The sequence below is a fragment of the Pseudomonas sp. 382 genome, assembly GCF_002759075.1.
In the GTDB taxonomy this organism is placed as follows: domain Bacteria; phylum Pseudomonadota; class Gammaproteobacteria; order Pseudomonadales; family Pseudomonadaceae; genus Aquipseudomonas; species Aquipseudomonas vlassakiae.
On record NZ_PEMX01000024.1, the window covers coordinates 22,723 to 40,345 of the forward strand.

Annotated in this window: 16 protein-coding genes; 5 read left to right on the forward strand and 11 right to left on the reverse strand. The window is 62.3% G+C overall.

All coding sequences use genetic code 11. From position 1 onward, the window contains the following. Window positions 1-10: 10 nt before the first annotated feature. The 10 genes from astD to acs form a co-directional block, all read right to left on the reverse strand. A complete protein-coding gene (astD, locus tag CQW31_RS22120; RefSeq protein WP_099815409.1) occupies window positions 11-1,474 on the reverse strand; it encodes a succinylglutamate-semialdehyde dehydrogenase in 1,464 nt (487 codons plus the stop codon). Further along, on the reverse strand, window positions 1,475-2,503 hold the full coding sequence (gene astA, locus CQW31_RS22125; protein ID WP_099815410.1) for an arginine N-succinyltransferase: 1,029 nt from the start codon (window positions 2,501-2,503) through the stop codon (window positions 1,475-1,477). It lies immediately after the preceding gene. Between the two features lie 79 nt (window positions 2,504-2,582). Next, complete coding sequence (aruF, locus tag CQW31_RS22130) at window positions 2,583-3,602, reverse strand: arginine/ornithine succinyltransferase subunit alpha (protein ID WP_099815411.1); 1,020 nt, start codon at window positions 3,600-3,602, stop codon at window positions 2,583-2,585. A 138-nt stretch (window positions 3,603-3,740) separates the two neighbouring features. After that, entirely contained in the window at window positions 3,741-4,961 is a 1,221-nt protein-coding gene (locus CQW31_RS22135; RefSeq protein WP_054886212.1) for an aspartate aminotransferase family protein, read from the reverse strand. Between the two features lie 554 nt (window positions 4,962-5,515). Then, the gene (gene argR, locus CQW31_RS22150; protein WP_054887051.1) at window positions 5,516-6,496 is read right to left on the reverse strand and encodes a transcriptional regulator ArgR; all 981 of its coding nucleotides are present in this window, start codon (window positions 6,494-6,496) and stop codon (window positions 5,516-5,518) included. Between the two features lie 99 nt (window positions 6,497-6,595). After that, the gene (locus CQW31_RS22155) at window positions 6,596-7,360 is read right to left on the reverse strand and encodes an ABC transporter ATP-binding protein (protein WP_054887052.1); all 765 of its coding nucleotides are present in this window, start codon (window positions 7,358-7,360) and stop codon (window positions 6,596-6,598) included. A gap of 22 nt (window positions 7,361-7,382) precedes the next feature. Beyond that, window positions 7,383-8,081 carry an ABC transporter permease gene (locus CQW31_RS22160; RefSeq protein WP_099815413.1) on the reverse strand — a complete coding sequence of 233 codons (699 nt, stop codon included), beginning with the start codon at window positions 8,079-8,081 and terminating at the stop codon, window positions 7,383-7,385. Beyond that, on the reverse strand, window positions 8,078-8,767 hold the full coding sequence (locus CQW31_RS22165) for an ABC transporter permease (protein ID WP_027921088.1): 690 nt from the start codon (window positions 8,765-8,767) through the stop codon (window positions 8,078-8,080). The genes CQW31_RS22160 and CQW31_RS22165 overlap by 4 nt, the downstream gene beginning before the upstream one ends. Window positions 8,768-8,858: 91 nt before the next feature. Beyond that, window positions 8,859-9,644, reverse strand: a complete 786-nt coding sequence (locus CQW31_RS22170) for an ABC transporter substrate-binding protein (protein ID WP_054887054.1) — start codon at window positions 9,642-9,644, stop codon at window positions 8,859-8,861. Between the two features lie 582 nt (window positions 9,645-10,226). Next, on the reverse strand, window positions 10,227-12,188 hold the full coding sequence (gene acs / locus CQW31_RS22175; protein ID WP_054887055.1) for an acetate--CoA ligase: 1,962 nt from the start codon (window positions 12,186-12,188) through the stop codon (window positions 10,227-10,229). A gap of 420 nt (window positions 12,189-12,608) precedes the next feature. Here acs and CQW31_RS22180 point away from each other — a divergent pair, with 420 nt between their 5' ends. After that, on the forward strand, window positions 12,609-12,863 hold the full coding sequence (locus CQW31_RS22180; protein WP_054887056.1) for a DUF2790 domain-containing protein: 255 nt from the start codon (window positions 12,609-12,611) through the stop codon (window positions 12,861-12,863). An 88-nt stretch (window positions 12,864-12,951) separates the two neighbouring features. On the opposite strand, the gene CQW31_RS22185 is transcribed toward CQW31_RS22180, so the two are convergent. Then, window positions 12,952-14,511, reverse strand: a complete 1,560-nt coding sequence (locus tag CQW31_RS22185; protein ID WP_054887057.1) for a sigma-54-dependent transcriptional regulator — start codon at window positions 14,509-14,511, stop codon at window positions 12,952-12,954. Window positions 14,512-14,766: 255 nt separating this feature from the next. Here CQW31_RS22185 and phhA point away from each other — a divergent pair, with 255 nt between their 5' ends. The 4 genes from phhA (at window position 14,767) to CQW31_RS22200 (ending at window position 17,551) form a co-directional block, all read left to right on the forward strand. Continuing rightward, window positions 14,767-15,555 (forward strand): phenylalanine 4-monooxygenase, encoded by a 789-nt coding sequence (gene phhA / locus CQW31_RS22190; RefSeq protein WP_099815414.1) that lies wholly within the window; start codon window positions 14,767-14,769, stop codon window positions 15,553-15,555. A gap of 39 nt (window positions 15,556-15,594) precedes the next feature. Then, the gene (locus tag CQW31_RS22195) at window positions 15,595-15,951 is read left to right on the forward strand and encodes a 4a-hydroxytetrahydrobiopterin dehydratase (RefSeq protein WP_054887059.1); all 357 of its coding nucleotides are present in this window, start codon (window positions 15,595-15,597) and stop codon (window positions 15,949-15,951) included. 188 nt (window positions 15,952-16,139) lie between these two features. Continuing rightward, the gene (locus CQW31_RS31745) at window positions 16,140-16,268 is read left to right on the forward strand and encodes a hypothetical protein (RefSeq protein WP_256587427.1); all 129 of its coding nucleotides are present in this window, start codon (window positions 16,140-16,142) and stop codon (window positions 16,266-16,268) included. Between the two features lie 98 nt (window positions 16,269-16,366). Beyond that, window positions 16,367-17,551, forward strand: coding sequence for an MFS transporter (locus tag CQW31_RS22200; RefSeq protein WP_054887060.1), 1,185 nt, complete (start codon window positions 16,367-16,369; stop codon window positions 17,549-17,551). The last annotated feature ends 72 nt before the right edge of the window (window positions 17,552-17,623 follow it).

Consider the following 17,623-nt stretch of genomic DNA (forward strand, 5'->3'; position numbering starts at 1 on the left):
TGACCTGTTGTTATAGGGTGACGCCCGGCGTCAGGGTCGCCGGCAGGGCAAGGCTGGCGGTCTCCAGCGAAGCCACGGGGTAAGCGCAGTAATCAGCTGCGTAGTAAGCACTGGCGCGGTGGTTGCCACTGGCACCGACCCCACCGAACGGCGCACTGCTGGCGGCGCCGGTCAGCTGTTTGTTCCAGTTGACGATACCGGCGCGGCTGCGCAGCCAGAAGTACTGGTAACGCGCCCGGGAATCGGACAGCAGGCCGGCGGCCAGGCCGTACTGGGTGTTGTTGGCCTCGTCGATGGCGGCATCGAAGTCGGCGTAGCGGATAACCTGCAGCAACGGGCCGAAGAACTCTTCGTCCGGGCGCTCGGCCAGCGCAGTCACATCCACAATACCCGGGGTGAGCAGCGCGGCGTCGGCCTGGGGCTGGGTCATTGCCAGCAGCTCCAGCGCACCTTTGGCCAGCAGTTCGGCCTGGGCCGTCATCAATGCCTGCGCAGCCTGCAACGAGATCACCGAGCCCATGAAAGGTGCCGGCTTTTGGTCGAAAGCGCCGACGGTAATGCTGCGGCACACCTCGACCAGCCTCGCGATCAGCGCATCGCCCCAGGCGCCCTGCGGTACCAGCAGACGGCGCGCACAGGTGCAGCGCTGGCCGGCAGAAATGAATGCCGACTGGATGATGGTGTACACCGCGGCATCAAGGTCCTTGACCTCATCCACCACCAGCGGGTTGTTACCGCCCATTTCCAGGGCGAGGATCTTCTCCGGCCTGCCGGCGAACTGCTGGTGCAGCAGGTTGCCGGTGCGGCTGGAGCCGGTGAAGAACAGGCCATCGATACCCGGGTTGGCGGCCAGCGCCACACCGGTTTCACGGGCGCCCTGCACCAGGTTGAGCACACCGGCCGGCAGGCCAGCGGCGATCCAGCAGTTGACCGTCAGTTCGGCGACCTTGGGGGTCAGCTCGCTGGGTTTGAACACCACGCAATTGCCCGCCAACAGTGCCGGCACGATGTGGCCATTGGGCAAATGGCCGGGGAAGTTGTACGGGCCGAACACCGCCACCACGCCGTGGGGCTTGTGCCGCAGCACGGCGGTGGCATCGGCCAGCGGGCCACTCTTCTCGCCGGTACGTTCGCGGTAGCTCTGCACGGAGATCGCCACCTTGTTGACCATGCTGGTCACTTCCGTGGCCGATTCCCACAGCGGCTTGCCGGTTTCCTCACCGATGCAATGTGCCAATGCCTCGGCATGCTGCTTCAGCTGCTCGGCGAACTTCTCCAGCACCTCGATGCGGGCGTCCAGGCTCAGTTGCGCCCAGGCCGGGAATGCCTGGCGAGCCGCCTTGACGGCTGCGTCGACCTGGCCGGCATCGGCCCCCTGCCCTTGCCAGACGACCGCCTGGGTCACCGGGTTGAGCGACTGCAGGGCTTCGCCCTGGCCTGCCAGCCAGTTGCCTGCGATGTAATGCGTAGTCATTTACTGGGCCTCCCGGCTTGCCGACAGCGGCACGGCGCGTACGTTGTCGCCGGCGCCCATGCGCAGGCGCTTGGCGGTCAGCGGGTCGACCACCAGGGTGCCCGCGGCGAGGCGCGCGGGGGCTGCGGTGATGCGGCAGTCGTCGCGCTTGCGGTTGTGAATGATGTAAGGGGTCGCGTCATCACCCGGCGTGCCCACGGCCAGCACAAGGGTCTCGCTGTCGCGCACGGCGCGGATCTTCGACGTCTCGCATTCGATGGCCGGGCCGGCATCGAAGATATCGACATAGCCCTGGTAGCTGAAGCCTTCCTGCTTGAGCATCGCCAGCGCAGGTTCGGTGTCGGTGTGCACACGGCCGATGACATTGCGCGCAGCTTCGGACAGGAAGCAGGTGTACAGCGGGAACTTGGGCATCAGCTCGGCAATGAACGACTTGTTGCCCACGCCAGTGAGGTAGTCAGCCTGGCTGAATTCCATCTTGAAGAAGTGCCGGCCCAGGCTTTCCCAGAATGGCGAACGTCCCTGCTCGTCGGACATGCCGCGCATTTCAGCGATGATCTTGTTGCCGAACAGTTCAGGGAACTCGGCAATGAACAGCATGCGCGCACGCGACAGCAGGCGGCCGTTGAGCCCGGAGCGGTGATCGCTGCGCAGAAACAGCGAGCACAGCTCGGAGTTGCCGGTCAGGTCGTTGGCCAGGAACAGCGTGGGGATTTCGCGGTAGATCTTCAGCTCCTGGGAGGCGCTGACCGTGAGGCCGACCCGGTAGTTGTACCAAGGCTCACGCAGGCCCACGGCGCCGGCGACGGCGCTGATGCCAACCACCAGTCCCTCATCGTTCTCCAGCACGAACAGGTAGTCGGTGTCACCACGCTCGGCTTCGCCGCGGAAGCTCTTTTCGGCCCAGCCGACGCGGTGGCCAAGGCGCTCCTCGTTGGCCGGCAAGGTGGTCAGCCCGGTGGTGCCGGTGCTGCGGGCCAATTCGATCAGCGCGGGTAAATCGCTGCTGCGTACAGGACGAACGATCATGCTATCTCCTTGTGCGGTGGCCAGTGCCTGCCGCATGACTCTCTATACCTGCCGGTTCTCCCGGCTAGCGCACCGTGGCTCAGGCGGCGACCAGACGCACGCTGGCGCCTTCCCCAACACCGAGGGCTTCGGCCGCCTGGTTGCTGAGGCTGACCGGCTTGCCCGGCACCCAGTCCAGCTCCAGCAGCACGGCGCGGTAATCCTGCAACTGGCCGTTGCACACCAGGTAAGGACGACCGCCCTTGACCGGGGTGTCGTCCACCTTGACCGGCACCACGCGGCTCTGGGCGATCGAGCGAATGCCCGAGGTACGCGCATGCAGCGTCGGGCCGCCGTCGAAGATATCGATGTAGTGCTCGGTCTCGAAGCCTTCGCGCATGAGGATGTCGAAGGTGATCTGTGCCCGTGGGTGCACCTGGCCCATCGCTTCCTGGGCGTCGTCGGGCAGCAGTGGCACGTAGATCGGGTAATGCGGCATCAGTTCGGCGAGGAAGGTGCGGCTCTTGAGGCCACACAGGCGCTCGGCGTGGGCATAGTTGAGGTCGAAGAAGTTGCGACCGATGGCATCCCAGAACGGCGATTCGCCTTGTTCGTCGCTGTAGCCGACGATCTCGGTAACCACCGAGTCGGCGAAGCGCTCCGGATGCGAGGCCATGAACAGCAGGCGGCCGCGGGAGTTGAGCTCGGCCCAGCCACTGTTCACCAGTTCGGGCAACACATAGAAGCTGGTCAGCAGGCTGTTGCCGGTCAGGTCGTGGCACAACGAGAGGACGTGGATCTTGTTGTGAATCTTCAGTTCACGCGAAGCATGCACGAAGGTTTCGTTGCGGAAGCTGTAGAACGGCTCGGAATAGCCAGCCGAGGCGACGATGGCCGAACACCCCGAAAGCTTGCCCGTCTCGCTGTCCTCGAGCACGAAGAAGTAGCTTTCCTCACCGTTGAAGCTGACTTCAGCGGCGAAGGAGGTTTCCGAGGCGGCAATCTTGTCGCCCAGGCGGGCGGCATCGTCCGGCAGCGAGGTGACACCAACGGGGCTGTCGGCAGCCATGCGCTGCACTTCGTTCAGATCAGCCATTTGCGCGGGGCGCATCACCAGCATGGTGTCACTCCTTTGGAAAAACGGGCCATTCACGACGGCACGGAAAATCGGCGGGCGCATCAGCCCCCGCACTGGAATTCGAGGTTCACCGGCCCGAGGCCTCGAACGGCCCCGGCCGGTGAACGGACCGCAGGCCGATCAGCCTTGGGTCAGTTGCGCCACAGCGCGTTCGAAGCGATCGAGTCCTTCGTCGATGTCGGCATCTTCGACCACCAGGCTTGGCGCGAAGCGGACCACATCCGGGCCGGCCTGCAACACCATCACGCCGTCTTTTTCAGCAGCGTTGAGAACGTCCTTGGCCTTGCCCTTCCAGGCTTCGGACAGCACGCAGCCGATCAGCAGGCCGACGCCCCGTACCTGGCTGAACAGACCGTACTGCTGGCCGATCTTTTCCAGGCGGGACTTGAAGCGCTCGTGCTTGGCCTTGATGCCCGCCAGGGTTTGCGGGGTATTGACCACGTCCAGCACCGCGCAGGCGACGGCGCAGCCCAGCGGGTTGCCGCCGTAGGTGGTGCCGTGGGTGCCGACCGCCAGGTGCTTGGCGATGTCGGTGGTGGTCAGCATGGCGCCGATCGGGAAACCGCCGCCCAGGCTCTTGGCACTGGTCAGAATGTCCGGGGTCACGCCGAAGTGCTGGTAAGCGTACAGCGAGCCGGTGCGACCAACGCCAGTCTGCACTTCGTCGAAGATCAGCAGGGCATTGTGCTCGTCGCACAGCTTGCGCGCGCCTTCCAGGTAAGCCTTGTCGGCCGGTACCACGCCACTTTCGCCCTGGATCGGTTCGATCACCACGGCGCAGGTCTTGTCGGAAATCTGTGCCTTCAACGCTTCCAGGTCGTTGTAGGGCACATGGCTGATGCCGGTGATCTTCGGGCCGAAGCCGTCGGAGTACTTGGGCTGGCCACCGACGCTGACGGTGAACAGGGTGCGACCGTGGAAGCTGTTCACGGTAGAGATGATCTCGTGCTTCTCAGGGCCGAAGCGGTCGTGGGCGACGCGACGGGCCAGCTTGAAGGCGGCCTCGTTGGACTCGGCGCCGGAGTTGCAGAAGAACGCCCGGTCGGCAAAGGTGGCATCGACCAGCTTGTGCGCCAGGCGCAGGGCTGGTTCGTTGGTGAATACGTTGGATACGTGCCAGAGGGTGTTGGCCTGTTCGGTCAGGGCCTTGACCAGGGCCGGGTGGCAATGGCCCAGGGCGTTCACCGCGATGCCGCCGGCAAAGTCGATGAGTTCGCGGCCCGACTGGTCCCAGACGCGGGAACCCTCGCCTCGCACAGGAATGAAGGCCGCCGGAGAATAATTGGGGACCATAACCTGGTCGAAATCGGCACGTTGCACCGGGGCTTGCTCAACGGACATCTGAGTCTCCTGAAGAGGAACGCTGGCCTGGAAGTGGCGAGCGATGGGGGGATTGTAAGGACTGAACCGCGCCTGTCCTTGCGGCCAAGCGACAACTTGTTACAGCGCAAAACCCTGTTTTAGCCAGGCTTTCGGCAATGCGACAAACACTGTCGCAATCGCGCAGTGTACGGGAGAGAGAGGGCTGGGTGAACGGGTGTTCACAAGGGATTGGACGGCTGCAGGCGTATGCCGATAGTTTGGCGGCGCCTGTGAGATCGAGCGCCGCCCGCGCGGCGCATCGCGGGCAAGCCCGCTCCCACATCTGTTTCGGACCAGTCCCTCCTGTGAAGCCAACAGGGACCGCCTTGGTGCATGACAGGAGATTGATGGAAGGCAGCTGCGCAACCCTCGATATCGAAAGGAACAAACAAGGCAGATCCTGTTGGCAGCACAGGAGGGACTGGCCCGAAACAGATGTGGGAGCGGGCTTGCCCGCGATGCGCCGCGCGGGCGGCGCTCGATTTCGGCACCACCATCAAACCCAAGGCATGCGCCCGAAACACACCGACACCTCAGCCTTTTTCGGCCGGTGCCGAGCTCAATTCGAACGGGCTGCTGCTGCGCCGCTGGTTGCGATCCTCCCGCGGCGTGGCGCCGAAGAAGTTGCGATAGGCACTGGAGAAATGCGGCCCCGAGGAGAAGCCACAGGACAAGCCAATCTGGATGATCGACTTGCTGGTCTGCATCAGCATCTGCCGCGCCTTGTTCAGCCGCAGTTCCAGGTAATACTGGCTCGGCACGCGGTTCAGATACTGCTTGAAAATCCGCTCCAGCTGCCGACGCGATACGCAGACATGCTGGGCGATTTCGTCGGTGGTCAGCGGTTCTTCGATGTTCGCTTCCATCAACAGCACGGCCTGGGTCAGCTTCGGATGGCTCGAGCCAAGGCGGTTTTGCAGTGGAATTCGCTGACGCTCGCCCCCTTCGCGAATGCGCTCGACCACCAGTTCCTCGGATACCGCCCCCGCAAGCTCCGCCCCATGATCGCGGGCCAGCACCGCCAGCAGCAGGTCGGTAACTGCCATGCCACCACAGGCCGTCAGGCGGTCACGATCCCAGTCGAACAAGTGGCTGGTAGCAATCACCTTGGGGAATCGTTCGGCAAAGTCGTCCTGCCAGCGCCAGTGCACCGCAGCGCGATAGCCGTCGAGCAGGCCGAGCATGGCCAGCGGGTAAACCCCGGCGGACAGGCCGCCAATCATGCAACCACTGCGCGCCAGCTGCTTGAGCGCCGCCGCAAGCGCCGAACCCACTGGCTGAGGCAGGTCGTCGGCCAGCAGAAAGAGCTTGTGGCAGCCCTCCAGGCGCCCGTTCCACGGCTCGCCCGGAAGGCGCCAGGCGCCCTCCCCGGCGGGCTCCGCCTGAAGGAAGGCGATCTCGTAGACGACCTCTGGGTGCACCCGCTGGGCCACCAGCAACACTTCCTCAGCCAGCGCCAGGGTCAAAGGCTTGGTGCTTGGCCAGATGAGAAAACCGATTCGCTGGGTGGTCATAGGGTGCGGTCCGAAACCTGGGTTCGTTCGAGTCTGTGGCGCCGGGTCACGCTGCGCTCGCTGCGCAGCATGCCCTATTCTGGTGCAAAGGTGCAGCCTTTACTTCAGGCTGCCGGAGAGGAACTGCTGGAGCCGCTCCGATTGCGGGTTAGCGAGCACTTCACGCGGGCAGCCGGTTTCTTCGACCAGGCCTTTGTGCAGGAACACCAGCTGGTTCGACACCTCGCGGGCAAAGCCCATTTCGTGGGTCACCACCACCATGGTGCGGCCTTCCTGGGCCAGTGCCTGCATCACCTTGAGCACGTCCCCCACCAGCTCCGGGTCGAGCGCCGAGGTTGGCTCGTCGAACAGCATGACCTCTGGCTCCATGGCCAGGGCCCGGGCAATCGCCACACGCTGCTGCTCGCCGCCGGACATATGGCCGGGGAAAGCGTCCTTGCGGTGCGCCACGCCGACCTTGGCCAGGTAGTGCTCGGCCTTCTCCAGGGCCTCCTTCTTATTCACACCCAGCACATGCACCGGCGCTTCGATGATGTTCTCCAGCGCAGTCATGTGCGACCACAGGTTGAAATGCTGGAACACCATCGACAGGCGCGAGCGCATGCGCTGCAGCTGGCGCGGGTCGGAGGCCTTGAGCGCGCCATCCTTGCCCGGTACCAGCTTGAGTTCTTCGTTGTTGAGCAGGATCTTGCCTGCATGGGGCTGCTCGAGCAGGTTGATGCAGCGCAGGAAAGTCGACTTGCCCGAACCGCTGGAGCCGATGATGCTGATCACGTCGCCTGCCTTGGCCGCCAGGGACACGCCCTTGAGCACTTCATGGCTGCCGTAGCGCTTGTGCAGGTCTTGGACTTCGAGTTTATACATGCTGTCGGTTCTCACAGAGCGTTCAGTGCTTGCGCGGCGCCAGGTAGCCGAGCCAGCGGCGTTCGGCCATCTTGAACAGGCGCACGAGGATGAAGGTCAGGCACAGGTAGAACACGCCCGCCGTGATATAAGCCTCGAAAGGCAGGTAGTACTGGGCATTGACCGTGCGCGCGGCACCAGTGATGTCGATCAGGGTGACGATCGACGCCAGGCTGGTGGTCTGCAGCATCATGATCACTTCGTTGCTGTACTGCGGCAGGGCCCGGCGCAGGGCCGATGGCAGCAGGATGCGGCGGTACATCTTCATGCGCGACATGCCCATGGCCTTGGCCGCTTCGATCTCGCCATGGGGCGTGGCCTTGAGGCTGCCAGCGATGATTTCCGCAGTGTAGGCACTGGTGTTGATGGCGAAGGCCAGGCAGGCACAGAAGGTCGCGCTGGACAGCCACGGCCAGAAGATGCTTTCGCGCACCGTCTCGAACTGGGCCAGGCCATAGTAGATCAGGAACAGCTGCACCAGCATCGGCGTGCCGCGGATCACGTAGGTGTACAGCCAGGCGCTCAGGTTCACCAGCGGCTGCCTGGATACCCGCATCAGGCCCAGCGGGATCGCCGCCAGCAGCCCGAACAGCAGCGACAGCACCAGCAGCTTGAGGGTGGTCAGCAGGCCGCCGAGATACAGCGGCATGGCTTCCCAGACGACGTTGTAGTCGAAAATCATAGTTCAGCCACCTTGACGCCAACCGAGTAGCGGCGCTCCAGATACTTCAGCGCCAGCAGCGAAATACTGGTGATCACCAGGTACAGCGCAGCCACGGCCAGGAAGAAGGTGAAAGGCTCGCGGGTGGCGTCGGCCGCCTGCTTGGCCTTGAACATCATGTCCTGCAGGCCGACCACCGAGATCAGTGCCGTGGCCTTGGTCAGCACCAGCCAGTTGTTGGTGAAGCCCGGGATGGCCAGGCGGATCATCTGTGGCACCTGGATGCGGAAGAACACCTGGCGCGCGCTCATGCCATAGGCCACGCCGGCTTCAGCCTGGCCCTTGGGGATACCGAGGAACGCACCCCGGAAGGTTTCCGACAGGTACGCACCGAAAATGAAGCCCAGCGTGCCGATACCGGCCACCAGCGGGTTCAGGTCGATGTAGTCGTCATAGCCGAGCAGCGGCGCCACCCGGTTGATGATGTCTTGGCCGCCGTAGAAGATCAGCAGGATCAGGACCAGGTCGGGGATGCCACGGATCACCGTGGAATACAGATCCCCCAGCCAGGCCAGCCAGCGCACCGGCGACAAGCGCAGCGCCACGCCGATCAGGCCGAGGACGATGGCCAGGGCCATCGACGACAAGGCGAGCTGTAGCGTCAGCCACGCCCCGTCGAGGATGACTGCCCCATAGCCTTTCAACATGATTGGGATTCCTCAGGGCTTGGGAATGAAAAATGGTGCAAACCTCAGAGCCTCTGCTGTTTGCACCATTGCACAGGTGAAACCCGACGTCTTAGTTCGAGTCTGGACCGTAGATGTCGAAGTTGAAGTACTTCTTCTCGATTTCTTTGTACTTGCCGTTGGCGCGGATGGCGTCGATGGCCTTGTTGATGCGCTCGCGGTTGGCGTCGTCGCCCTTGCGCACGGCGATGCCGACGCCGTCACCGAAGTACTTCACGTCGGTGAACGATGGGCCGACGAAGGCAAAGCCTTTGCCAGCATCGGTTTTCAGGAAGCCGTCTTCGAGCAGGGTGGCGTCGGCCACGGTACCGTCGAGGCGACCGGCGGCGACGTCCAGGTAGATTTCGTTCTGGGTGCCATAAGGCACGACAGTGGCGCCCTTGGGAGCCAGCACTTCCTTGGCGAAGCGGTCGTGGATCGAGCCGCGCTGCACGCCGATTTTCTTGCCCTTGAGTTCGTCGAGGCTGTCGCTGACAGTGGTGCCTTCCTTCATGACCAGGCGCGCTGGAGTCAGGTAGTAGCGCTTGGTGAAGTCGACCGACTTCTTGCGGTCGTCGGTGATCGACATCGACGACAGGATGGCGTCGATCTTGCGCACCTTCAGCGCCGGGATCAGGCCGTCGAACTCTTGCTCGACCCAGGTGCACTTGGCCTTCATCTCTTCACACAGGGCGTTGCCGATGTCGTAGTCGAAACCGGCGATGCTGCCGTCTGGCTGCTTGAAGGCGAATGGTGGGTAAGCGGCTTCGATGCCGATCTTCAACGGTTTTTCATCGGCCTGCGACACCAGGGAAAACACAGAAAGCGCCAGGGCGCCAAGCAGTGCGAGCTTCTTCATCAGGTAACTCCATCGGTACGGGGCAATACGAGGCAGGGGTAACAACTGCCCGATATGCGAATGGGTACAACGCGAGCCGCGCAGGTTTCGACCAAGGTCGCAGACCACGAGCGAGTGAGTGGCATTTTAACGACAGCCCGGTAGTCGATATTTCTTCAAAGCGACAACTACTTACAGAAGCGCTTGAAATCGCGGCGGGCGATGTTGACAGCTTTTGCAAAACATGCAAGAGCTCGAGAGAAATAACCTGTAAGCCAAGCAATTACCGGGCCTATTATTGGCAAACCCTTGCGATACGGCAAGTGCAGCGTTTCACCTTGCTCAGAACAGCCAGGCGAACGCACTGAAATGGCACGAACCTGTTTCCCTGCGCCCCGATCCTGTGCGAAATCGGTGACAGAAGAGTTACCGATGATTGTCGGGTAACAGTAAAGCAAAAACCCCGCCGGTTGCCCTGGCGGGGTTCAAGTAGGCCTCCCTCTTGAGGGAGCGGGTTCACCCGCGAAGACGTCGGCAGCGTTACCGGCCTCTTCGCGAGTGAACTCGCTCCCACAGGACAGGCGATCAGCCCTCAGGGCAGGGTCAGGCCGAAGCCAGGCTCATCGCTTTGTGAGTGTCGATCAGGTGTTGCACCACACTCGGGTCGGCCAGGGTCGAGATATCACCCAGAGCATCGTATTCGGCAGTGGCGATCTTGCGCAGAATACGCCGCATGATCTTGCCCGAGCGGGTTTTCGGCAGCCCCGGCGCCCACTGGATCACATCCGGCGAGGCAATCGGGCCGATCTCCTTGCGCACCCAGTTTTTCAGCTCCAGGCGCAGCTGCTCGCTCGGCTCGATGCCGGCATTGAGGGTGACATAGACATAGATGCCTTGCCCCTTGATGTCGTGGGGCACGCCAACCACTGCAGCTTCCGCCACCTTGGCATGGGCGACCATGGCGCTTTCGATCTCGGCGGTCCCCATGCGGTGGCCGGACACGTTGAGCACATCGTCCACGCGGCCGGTGATCCAGTAGTAGCCATCCTCGTCACGACGTGCGCCGTCACCGGTGAAGTACATGCCGCGGAAGGTCTTGAAGTAGGTGTCGACGAAACGGTCATGGTCACCGTACAGCGAACGCGACTGGCCCGGCCAGGAATCGAGGATCACCAGGTTGCCTTCGGCCGCCCCTTCGATCAGGTTGCCCAGGTTATCCACCAACGCCGGCACCACGCCGAAGAACGGACGGGTCGCCGAGCCCGGCTTGAGGGCCGTGGCCCCTGGCAGCGGGCTGATCAGCACGCCACCGGTCTCGGTTTGCCACCACGTATCGACGATCGGGCAGCGCTCCTTGCCAACCGTCTTGTAGTACCAGTTCCACGCCTCAGGGTTGATCGGTTCGCCCACCGAGCCCAGCAGGCGCAGGCTGGAACCGTCGGCGCCCGCTACGGCTGCCTGCCCTTCGGCCATCATGGCGCGGATCGCGGTCGGTGCGGTGTAGAGGATGTTGACCTTGTGCTTGTCGACGATCTTCGACACGCGGGTGATGTCCGGGTAGTTAGGCACTCCTTCGAACAGCAGCGTGGTGGCGCCGTTGGCCAGCGGGCCGTAGACAATGTAGCTGTGGCCTGTAACCCAGCCGACATCGGCAGTGCACCAGTAGACTTCGCCCGGGCGGTAGTCGAACACGCGCTCATGGGTCAGCGCCGCATAGACCAGGTAGCCACCGGTGGTGTGCAGCACGCCCTTCGGCTTGCCCGTGGAGCCGGAGGTATAGAGGATGAACAGCGGTTCCTCGGCGCCCATTTCCTTCGGTGCACAGTGGCTGGAAGCAACCTTCATCAGGTCTTCGAACCAGATGTCGCGGTGCTGGTGCCAGGCGATCTCGCCACCGGTGCGCTTGCACACGATGATTTTCTGCACGCTGTTGGTTTCCGGGTTGGTCAGCGCCAGGTCGACGTTGGCCTTGAGCGGGGTACGACGGCCACCACGCAGGCCCTCATCGGCGGTGATGACAACCTTCGACTTGCAGTCGATGATGCGGCCGGCCAGTGCTTCCGGGGAGAAGCCGCCGAACACCACCGAGTGGATCGCACCGATGCGGGCGCACGCCAGCATGGCGACCACGGCCTCGGGGATCATCGGCATGTAGATGGTCACCACATCGCCACGATGCACGTCCTGACCGCGCAGGGCGTTGGCGAACTTGCAGACCTGCTCGTGCAGTTCACGGTAGGTGATGTTGCGGTGTTCGGAAGGGTCGTCGCCTTCCCAGATGATTGCCAGTTGGTCGCCGCGCTCTTCGAGGTGGCGGTCCAGGCAGTTGGAGGAGACGTTCAGAGTGCCGTCGGCAAACCACTTGATATCGACATGGTGGTCATCGAACGAGGTCTGCTTGACCTTGGTGAACGGCTTGATCCAGTCAAGACGCTGGGCCTGCTCACGCCAGAAGCCGTCCGGGTTGATCACCGATTGCTGGTACATGGCCTTGTAGGTGGCCTCGTCGGTCAGGGTAGTGGCCGCAACCTCGGGACGAACGGGATACAGTGGAGCCGCACTCATCTGTGTTACCTCGGTGTAATAGTTGTTTTTGTATGGAACCGTTTGTAACTGTACCAGAGCGGGAAAAACCATACGACGATGGTAGTAGCGCGACAGCGAAATCTTCATGCGAACGGCACAGAAGGCTCTAGCCCGCAGCTGTCGGCCCGGCAAGGGAAAAATGCGACAACGCCTCCCGGCGGATTGTTACAGATTATGGAAAAAGGCAAAAAAACTTTATCAAAACGCCATCTGTTTCCCTTAGTTGCCCAGGCATAAGATTCACCTCGCCAGCAACGGCAAGGCGATTAACTACTGGAAACAGCCCCCACGAAGGCAATCAGTTAATCCCTCTCTAATTCTGATAGTTGAACTTTGGCAGTACTCGCGGCGCCACAAGCGCCGCGTGCCCCCTCACGACCTTAGACAGGTAAAATGAAAATGAAAGCTTTACTGGTATTGGTACTTGGCGGTCTTTGCGGCGCGGCGATGGCCGGCGAAGCAGACAATGTCGAGCAGATTCCGGTTGAACAGTACAGTTACTCGCAGCACCTGGACATTGCTCGGGTCATCTCCATGAGCGAAGTGCCCAACGTGTGTGAAGTCGTGCCCGCCCGCATGACCTACGAGGACTCCAAGGGCCAGAAGCACATTCTCGAATACCGCGTGATGGGGAACGGTTGCTCCAACGGCTAAGCCTTGAGATTGGGGCCCCTGCGGGGCCCTTCGCGGGCTCGCCCGCGAAGAATAGTGCACAAGATTAACAGGCTATTAATGATCCGGTTTAATCCGCGGACTTGCCCAATGAGTAATCCCTTAACTTATTGGCAATCGTAGTATGCGAAACCCCCAATCTTTTCCCTAAAGCCCGGCTACTTGGAAACTCCCCCATCAGACTTTCCAGTACGGCCTTTTCAAATCGTCCGACAATCTGCGCAAGATCCCCGTCCAGCGAAAACTCGCCCAACGGTTGCCGCACGCCGTAATCCGGCAAGCGAATGTGCTCGCCTTTCACCACCCCGCCTTCGCATAACGAAACCGCCTGGAACAGCACGTTCTCCAACTGCCGCACATTGCCCGGCCAGTGATACTGACTGAGCTTGTCCATGGCCGCCGGTGCCAGGCGTGGCATGGCGCAGCCGATCTGCCGGCTGGCCTGGTCGAGGAAATGCTGCACCAGCCCTTCCAGTCCATCCATGCACTCGCGCAGTGGCGGAATGTGCAGCGACAGGACGTTGAGCCGGTGATACAAGTCCTGGCGGAACTCGCCACGGGCACACAGCTCGGACAGGTCCACCTGGGTAGCACAGATCACCCGCACATCCAGGTACACCTCTTCGTCGCTGCCGACGCGGCGGAAGCAACCATCCTGCAGGAAGCGCAGCAGCTTGACCTGCAAGCGCGGGCTCATCTCCCCCACGCCATCGAGGAACAGGGTACCGCCGGCGGTCAACTCCAGCAGCCCCAACTTGCCCTCGGCACGTGCCCCCTCGAAAGCCCCGGGGCCATAACCAAACAACTCGGTCTCGGCCATCGACTCGGGCAGGCCAGCGCAGTTGAGGGCCATCAAAGGCGCCTGGCCACGCGGACTGGCCAGGTGGCAGGCGCGGGCCAGCAATTCCTTGCCGGTGCCGGTCTCGCCTTCGATCAGCAGGGGCGCATCCAGCGGCGCCATGCGCCGCGCCTCACGCACCACCGCCGCCATTACCCGCGAACTCTGGAAGATGCTGTCGAAGCCGCGCAATTCCTGTTTGCGCACGTTGTAGATGCGCTCCCCGATGCGGTCGGCGCGGTGCAAGGTGAGCACGGCACCGGCCAGGGCCTCGCTGTCATCATGCTCGGACTGCAGCGGCGCAATATCGGCCAGGAACACGTCACCTTTGACCTTGATGCGCAGGCCATTGATGCGCGACTTGTTGGCACGCACCAGTTCAGGCAGGTCGAAATCCTCGACATAGCGCGCCAGCGGCATGCCCGGCACTTCGTCGACGCGAACCCCGAGCAACTGCGCCGCAGTGCGGTTGGCCGCGACGATGCTGCCACCCATGTCGACCGACAATACCGGGAAATCCAGCGCGCCAAGCAGTGCGTTGAGTTCCATATGCCGGCGCTCGCTGGGCATCAGGCCGACGCGCTTGACACCGAATACGCCAGCGATCGACTCGAACTTGGGCCGCAGTGCCTGGAACTGCAGATTGATCAGGTTCGGGCAATGCAGGTAGATGGCGTTGCCATGGTCTCCACCCACCTCGCCGCGCAGCACGTTGATGCCGTATTCCACCAGCAGGTTGAGGATGTCGCGAAGAATGCCGATGCGGTTCTGGCAGTGCACTTTGATACGCATGGATGCTCTCGAAGCGGCGAGATTTTTCAACCTCGCTCACAAAAGTCGTAAAGATAAGCTGACAAAAACCCCATCAAGGGCAGCTTGATGAGCCGGATTTTCCGGCATGCGCGGCATTTTGTAAAATAATCGTTACGCAACACAGACCAAAGAGCACCCGGCAGCAGCGTCGACCCTCGTGCAAATCACCCAGTGAAGGGATATTCCTAGGTCATGTCGTGGACATAACAAGAAAAGCCTCACCAGGAGAGCCACATGAAACAGACGCAATACGTGGCACGCGAGCCCGATGCGCATGGTTTTATCGACTACCCGCAGCAAGAGCATGCGGTATGGAACACCCTGATCACCCGCCAGCTGAACGTCATCGAAGGCCGCGCGTGCCAGGAATACCTGGACGGCATCGAGCAGCTCAAACTGCCCCATGAGCGCATTCCGCAGCTGGGCGAAATCAACAAGGTGCTGGGTGCCACCACCGGCTGGCAGGTTGCCCGCGTACCGGCGCTGATTCCCTTCCAGACATTCTTCGAGCTGCTGGCAAGCAAGCGCTTCCCGGTCGCCACCTTTATCCGCACCCCGGAAGAACTGGATTACCTGCAAGAACCGGACATCTTCCACGAGATCTTCGGCCACTGCCCGCTGCTGACCAACCCGTTCTTTGCCGAATTCACTCACACCTACGGCAAGCTCGGCCTGGCCGCGACCAAGGAACAACGCGTCTACCTGGCGCGCCTGTACTGGATGACCATCGAGTTCGGCCTGATGGAAACCGCGCAGGGCCGCAAGATCTATGGCGGCGGCATCCTCTCCTCGCCGAAGGAGACCGTCTACAGTCTCTCTGGCGAGCCTGAGCACCAGGCCTTCGACCCGATCGAGTGCATGCGCACGCCGTACCGTATCGACATCCTGCAGCCGCTGTACTTCGTGCTGCCGAAAATGAAGCGCCTGTTCGACCTGGCCCACGAAGACATCATGGCCATGGTCCAGCAAGCCATGCAGCTGGGGCTGCACGCACCGAAATTTCCACCCAAGGTCGCTGCCTGAGCGCCTTGCCGATAACAACTCGAAGCGGAAAACACACCCATGAATGCCTTGAACCAAGCCCACTGTGAAGCCTGCCGCGCTGATGCACCCAAGGTCACCGACGAGGAACTGGCGGTACTGATCCGCGAGATCCCGGACTGGAACATCGAAATCCGCGATGGCCACATGGAACTGGAGCGCGTATTCCTGTTCAAGAACTTCAAGCAGGCCCTGGCCTTCACCAATGCCGTGGGCGAAATCGCCGAAGCCGAAGGCCACCACCCTGGCCTGATGACCGAGTGGGGCAAGGTCACCGTGACCTGGTGGAGCCACTCGATCAAGGGCCTGCACCGCAATGACTTCATCATGTGCGCACGCACCGACAAGGTCGCCGAGACGGCTGAAGGCCGCAAGTAACCACCAACGACAGGGCCTGATGGCCCTGTTTTTTTGCCGCAATCCGTCCGGTATCCGCCCGCAAAACCGACAAGTGACGGGGAAAAATTACAAACTGTCATCCAGACTTGTGTATCCTGCCCACGCTTCATGAAGCTCCAAACGCGCCTGGCGCAGACTTTTCACTCACACTTGCGAGGAACGACGAGATGCATGAAATCCCGAATCTTCCCTTCCCAAGCCTGAACCCCGAAGAGCCATCCGTTACCGTCCACGCCGAACCGACGCCTGCCGTCGATCAGGATGGTGACGACCAATCCAGCGCTGACCAGGAATAAACCGCGCATCCCTCCGACTGTGTGAAAACGGCTGACCTGCGGGCTACCCCCGTCATCACGTTTTCACACCGTCACGAACCTCTGCCACGAAGACCCCCATGCCTGACTCACCGCGCCCTCTTGCGGTCACCCTGCAAGTCGTTTCCATCGTCCTGTTCACCTTCATCGGCTACCTGAACATCGGCATCCCCCTCGCCGTACTGCCCGGCTATGTGCACAACGACCTCGGCTTCAGCGCCGTGATCGCAGGCCTGGTGATCAGCGTGCAGTACCTCGCCACCCTGCTCAGCCGCCCTACCGCCAGCCGTATCATCGACAACCATGGCAGCAAGAAGGCGGTCATGTATGGCCTGGCAGGCTGCGGCCTGAGCGGTGTGTTCATGCTGGCCTGTGCCTTCCTCACCCACCTGCCTTGGGTCAGCCTCGGCTGCCTGCTGGTCGGCCGGCTGGTGCTGGGCAGTGCGGAAAGCCTGGTGGGTTCCGGCTCGATCGGCTGGGGCATCGGCCGGGTCGGTGCCGAGCACACCGCCAAGGTCATTTCCTGGAACGGCATCGCCAGCTATGGCGCGCTGGCCATCGGTGCGCCACTGGGCGTGCTGATGGTCAAAAGCCTGGGGCTGTGGAGCATGGGAACGAGCATCCTCCTGCTGTGCGCCCTGGGCCTGCTGCTGGCCTGGCCGAAGCGCGCAGCGCCTGTGGTCAGCGGCAAGCGCCTGCCATTCATGCAGGTGCTGGGCAAGGTGTTCCCGCATGGCTCGGGGCTGGCGCTGGGCTCGATCGGCTTTGGCACCATCGCCACCTTCATCACCCTGTATTACGCCAGCCGCGGTTGGGCCAATGCGGCGCTGACCCTGAGCCTGTTCGGCGCCAGTTTCATCTGCGCGCGGTTGCTGTTCGGCAACCTGATCAACCGGATCGGTGGGTTCCGGGTGGCAATCGTTTGCCTTTCGGTGGAAACACTGGGGCTGTTGATGCTGTGGATGGCGCCCAATGCCGAGATGGCACTGGCGGGAGCAGCGCTGAGTGGCTTCGGCTTCTCGCTGGTGTTCCCGGCGCTGGGCGTGGAAGCGGTGAACCAGGTGTCGGCGGCCAACCGCGGGGCGGCGGTGGGGGCGTATTCGCTGTTCATCGACCTGTCGCTGGGGATTACCGGGCCGCTGGTGGGTGCAGTGGCATCGGGGTTCGGGTTTGCTTCGATGTTTCTGTTTGCCGCGGCGGCGGCGTGCTGTGGGCTGGTGTTGAGCCTTTATCTGTACCGGCGGGCCCGGCTGGAGCGCGGCTAGTAAAGCTGGGAGCGCTTTGCGCTCCTTTCGCGACACAAGGCCGCTCCTACAGGGGATCGCATTCTCTTGTAG

Excerpts from the sequence above, each read along its gene's own strand:
- astD (WP_099815409.1), bottom strand. The coding sequence starts at position 1,474 with ATGACTACGCATTACATCGCAGGCAACTGGCTGGCAGGCCAGGGCGAA.
- astA (WP_099815410.1), bottom strand. The coding sequence starts at position 2,503 with ATGATCGTTCGTCCTGTACGCAGCAGCGATTTACCCGCGCTGATCGAA.
- aruF (WP_099815411.1), bottom strand. The coding sequence starts at position 3,602 with ATGCTGGTGATGCGCCCCGCGCAAATGGCTGATCTGAACGAAGTGCAG.
- CQW31_RS22135 (WP_054886212.1), bottom strand. The coding sequence starts at position 4,961 with ATGTCCGTTGAGCAAGCCCCGGTGCAACGTGCCGATTTCGACCAGGTT.
- argR (WP_054887051.1), bottom strand. The coding sequence starts at position 6,496 with ATGACCACCCAGCGAATCGGTTTTCTCATCTGGCCAAGCACCAAGCCT.
- CQW31_RS22155 (WP_054887052.1), bottom strand. The coding sequence starts at position 7,360 with ATGTATAAACTCGAAGTCCAAGACCTGCACAAGCGCTACGGCAGCCAT.
- CQW31_RS22160 (WP_099815413.1), bottom strand. The coding sequence starts at position 8,081 with ATGATTTTCGACTACAACGTCGTCTGGGAAGCCATGCCGCTGTATCTC.
- CQW31_RS22165 (WP_027921088.1), bottom strand. The coding sequence starts at position 8,767 with ATGTTGAAAGGCTATGGGGCAGTCATCCTCGACGGGGCGTGGCTGACG.
- CQW31_RS22170 (WP_054887054.1), bottom strand. The coding sequence starts at position 9,644 with ATGAAGAAGCTCGCACTGCTTGGCGCCCTGGCGCTTTCTGTGTTTTCC.
- acs (WP_054887055.1), bottom strand. The coding sequence starts at position 12,188 with ATGAGTGCGGCTCCACTGTATCCCGTTCGTCCCGAGGTTGCGGCCACT.
- CQW31_RS22180 (WP_054887056.1), top strand. The coding sequence starts at position 12,609 with ATGAAAGCTTTACTGGTATTGGTACTTGGCGGTCTTTGCGGCGCGGCG.
- CQW31_RS22185 (WP_054887057.1), bottom strand. The coding sequence starts at position 14,511 with ATGCGTATCAAAGTGCACTGCCAGAACCGCATCGGCATTCTTCGCGAC.
- phhA (WP_099815414.1), top strand. The coding sequence starts at position 14,767 with ATGAAACAGACGCAATACGTGGCACGCGAGCCCGATGCGCATGGTTTT.
- CQW31_RS22195 (WP_054887059.1), top strand. The coding sequence starts at position 15,595 with ATGAATGCCTTGAACCAAGCCCACTGTGAAGCCTGCCGCGCTGATGCA.
- CQW31_RS31745 (WP_256587427.1), top strand. The coding sequence starts at position 16,140 with ATGCATGAAATCCCGAATCTTCCCTTCCCAAGCCTGAACCCCGAAGAG.
- CQW31_RS22200 (WP_054887060.1), top strand. The coding sequence starts at position 16,367 with ATGCCTGACTCACCGCGCCCTCTTGCGGTCACCCTGCAAGTCGTTTCC.